Source organism: Accumulibacter sp. (genome assembly GCF_023806625.1).
Taxonomy (GTDB): Bacteria; Pseudomonadota; Gammaproteobacteria; order Burkholderiales; family Rhodocyclaceae; genus Accumulibacter.
In genome coordinates this window covers 1-3,252 of record NZ_JAMTDX010000063.1, presented here as the reverse complement: position 1 = coordinate 3,252, position 3,252 = coordinate 1, and the positions used below count along the sequence as shown (strand labels likewise).

The 3,252-nt window shown below is 60.5% G+C and carries 4 protein-coding genes; all 4 read right to left on the bottom strand.

Translation table 11 applies throughout. The annotated features are described in order from the left end of the window. On the bottom strand, window positions 1–362 hold a 362-nt coding region (locus tag NFW05_RS11695; RefSeq protein ID WP_295306809.1), incomplete at its 3' end, for an outer membrane protein transport protein. 128 nt (window positions 363–490) lie between these two features. Beyond that, a complete protein-coding gene (locus NFW05_RS11690) occupies window positions 491–856 on the bottom strand; it encodes a hypothetical protein (RefSeq protein WP_295306806.1) in 366 nt (121 codons plus the stop codon). A 97-nt stretch (window positions 857–953) separates the two neighbouring features. Then, window positions 954–1,919, bottom strand: coding sequence for an HAD family hydrolase (locus NFW05_RS11685; RefSeq protein WP_295306812.1), 966 nt, complete (start codon window positions 1,917–1,919; stop codon window positions 954–956). A 73-nt stretch (window positions 1,920–1,992) separates the two neighbouring features. Beyond that, window positions 1,993–3,027 carry a hypothetical protein gene (locus tag NFW05_RS11680; RefSeq protein ID WP_295306803.1) on the bottom strand — a complete coding sequence of 345 codons (1,035 nt, stop codon included), beginning with the start codon at window positions 3,025–3,027 and terminating at the stop codon, window positions 1,993–1,995. Window positions 3,028–3,252: the final 225 nt, after the last annotated feature.

Sequence of the window (3,252 nt, the reverse complement as noted above, 5' to 3'; positions counted from 1 at the left end):
TCCGGCGTGGCACTGTAGACGTAGTAGCCGGCGAGACCGGGGATGAAGCCGAGCGCGTTGCCGCCGTTGCCGCCAGAAATCGTGGTTTCGCTGTCCCTGTCGAACTGGGTGATGCCGTAGGCCGGCTGGATACCTGCGAGCATCTGCGACTTGTCGAGCCGCGTCATGCCGGCCGGATTGCCGAACGCGGTCGCTGCGTCCACTGCCAGCGCCGCCCGTCCCGCTGCGGCCGTGCCGAGGTCAGGCGTCGCCATCTCGGTAAGGAACAGGCCTGCACTGTGCGCTGGCTGGGCGACCAGCAGGCCGCCGCCAATGGCGAGCCAAACAACGCTCACGCGAGAGAGGAGGCGTTTACGAGCCATCTTTGAGGGCATCCCTATACCGAATTCCCAATTCGAGAACGTCAGCCGTTGTTCCTGCAAGAGAGATCCGGAGTCCTTATAGCGGCTCCGACCCAAGTTAATAGAACTACGGGTCAGAAACCAGATCCTTAGAACCAGTAGTGGGGCGCACCTTTGATGCGGCATTCGCCCGTCGTGTAGACGTCACTAATGCCGCATAGTGCATTCATCTCGACGGCAATCTCGCCGTTCGTGCACGTCGGCGGCTCGCCGTAGAAACGGTATCCCGATACAGTGTTTACACCCCTGTGGTTGAAGTTATCGGTGAGCCATTGCGGGTTTTTCAAACTCGCCATGTTGACGCCGAGTACCTTCAGTTGTTCAGAGACGACAGATGTGCACTTGTCCGGGCTGCCGGGGTTCTCCTCCCCGGCCAGCGCTGACATTGCCATTGCCATCGGAGCCAAGGTCGAGACGAAAGTAACGCGAAGCGCCTTCATGTCGTTTAATCTCATCCCTATCCCAGCGTATTGTTGCGGCTTAGAGCTCTCCGGCTCGTCTCACCGCACGAGTGCGTTCACGCCACACTCAATACTGGCCTAACCTCCTCTATTACTTTGGTGTCTCAGCAAAAATCGCCGCCCAGTCGCTTTTCATGCTGATCACGACCCACCCTTTCTGCTTGGTCTCATCCATGAGGGCCTGCGGAAAGGTGCCGAACTTGGTGTCCGGCAGCCCGTTGGCAGGACCGTAGGCATACTCGCGTTCGGCATCGTCGTGGAACACGAGCATCATCAGCCGCGCGCCACCGCCCGCACCGGTCCATTCTAGCATCTCGCGGTCCCCGGCAGAATTCCCGAACGCCGCGATGGGCCGCCTGCCGATGAACTTGTTGATGCCGACCGGCTTGCCGGTTTTGTCGTCGATGAAATCAATCTGCGGCAGACGCATCAGCACCGGCTTGCCGTTCTGGACCGCATACTGCGTCTTGATGGTCGAGCCCACCACCTGCTCGGGCGGCACGCCGTACACGGCCTCCGTCATCGGCCGCATGAATTCAACACCACCACCGGAAACGATGAAGGTTTTGAAGTCGTTGGCCCGCAGAAACGCCAGCAGTTCGAGCATCGGCTGATAAGCCAGCTCGGTGTAGCGCCGCTTGAAGCGCGGATGACGCGCCTTGTCGTACCAATCGCTGACGATCGCCTCGAACTCGTCCGTCGTCATGCCGGCATGGGAGGCCATGACCAATTCGACCAGCCCCTTCTCGCCCGAGGCTGCGAGCGCCTCCAAGTCGTTGTCGAGCACGGCCTTGAAGGGTTGGGTCGTCGTCCACTCAGGGTGCTGGGGTGCGAGCGCCTTGATGCGGTCCAAGGCAAAGGCGAGCTGAGTGTACATCGGGTGGGACGGCCAAAGCGTTCCGTCGTTGTCGAAGGTGGCAATCCGCTCCTCGGGTTTGACGAACGACGGGCTCTTCGCGTCGGTTACCGCCTTGACGAACTCAAGGATCGCCGTCTTTGCCGGCCCCGCAGTCCACGATGGCAGGGGATCGTCGGCGGCCCCGGCAACAGAGGCCATTGCAAACAGCCAGAAGACTGCAACGACCGCGAGCGAGCGTTTGATCAACCGCAAATTCATGTCCATCTTTCCCTTATAGCAACGGCGTCTTGACCAGGGCTGGAATCACAGGAATAATGTTCAACTTGATTTGGAAGCGCGATCCATAGTCTTCCTGGTTAACGACAAAGTATTCTGCGCCCAACTGGAACTTTACCGGCACAGCGCCGATCTTGGTCGTTTTGGCGACGGTGATCCCAATCGGCACGTCCCACTTATTATCCGAGGACGACTTGTCATTATAAGTAATCGTCGGGTTGGTGCCGATCTGCCAGGCATTTGGCAGATTGTAGAAAGCAAAGTACAGGAGCGAGCCGTGGCTGGTGGATGGGCTGCCGCCGGCGTAAGACCACCAGTACTGTCCCAGGGCCCCTGCTGTTATTTGTTCGTTCTTGAAGACACCGACGAGCGCCGGCCCGGCTTCCCAGCGGTCGGCACCCAGGGAGTCGCTGGTTGCGCTCGGAAAGACGAAGGTCGGCCCGGTGCCGAACGTTACACTGAAGTCGCCGGCAGAAAAGCCCTTGGGAACGAAGAGCAACGGCAACTGAATATCACCAAGGCCGGTCTTGCGATCGAATCCGCCATTGCCGTCGGGCAGCGGTACGCTCGCGAACGGCACGACCGGCCGGGTGATGAGTTTGGTGTTTTCCGTCAGTGGGAGCGGAAGGACGGGCTGGAACAGGATCTCCTGTGCATGGCGATACTTTGTGGTCGCCTTGCCCTGCATGAAGTTCCAGTCAAACTCGGTAAATAGCGCCCACACGTTCGAGGTCGGATCGGCGAGCTTGCGGCCGACTTCGGCGACATCGCCTTGTTGGCCATCGGAACTGGCAGGCGGGACAGGCGAAGCTGCCGCTGCCACCCTACGCTCAGATGGTACCGGCACCAGGGGCGGCTCGGAGGCATCCGCGACCTGGATTGTCGCCTCGGGTGCCGCCCGAGGGGCGGACCATTCGATCCTCTCCCCGCGATCGTGATCCGCTGCGGCAAACAGATTGCTCTTGATCGCATTGCCTTGGCAGGCGGTAAGCGTAGCCGCCAGCGCGACCGGCGCCATCCGACGCATCATGCCGCAGGCTCGCACCTGCCTCGCTGCAATCGGTGCTGGCATCGACATGGTACCGGAATTCGAACACTGGCGATGCGTCGCTTTGCCAACGCACAAAGTCGCGCCGAACCATGTCCCTGCAGCATGGCTCCTTAGCGGCATCGCGTCCCACCTCGCCATAGATCGCAGCATGAACGAGCGGTTCGCCCCGTCGCGAAACGGGGCGAACCATCAGCTTCCTTGGTC

Coding starts and splice junctions, on each gene's coding strand:
- NFW05_RS11680 (WP_295306803.1), bottom strand. CDS start 3,027: ATGATGCGTCGGATGGCGCCGGTCGCGCTGGCGGCTACGCTTACCGCC.
- NFW05_RS11685 (WP_295306812.1), bottom strand. CDS start 1,919: ATGGCCTCTGTTGCCGGGGCCGCCGACGATCCCCTGCCATCGTGGACT.
- NFW05_RS11690 (WP_295306806.1), bottom strand. CDS start 856: ATGAGATTAAACGACATGAAGGCGCTTCGCGTTACTTTCGTCTCGACC.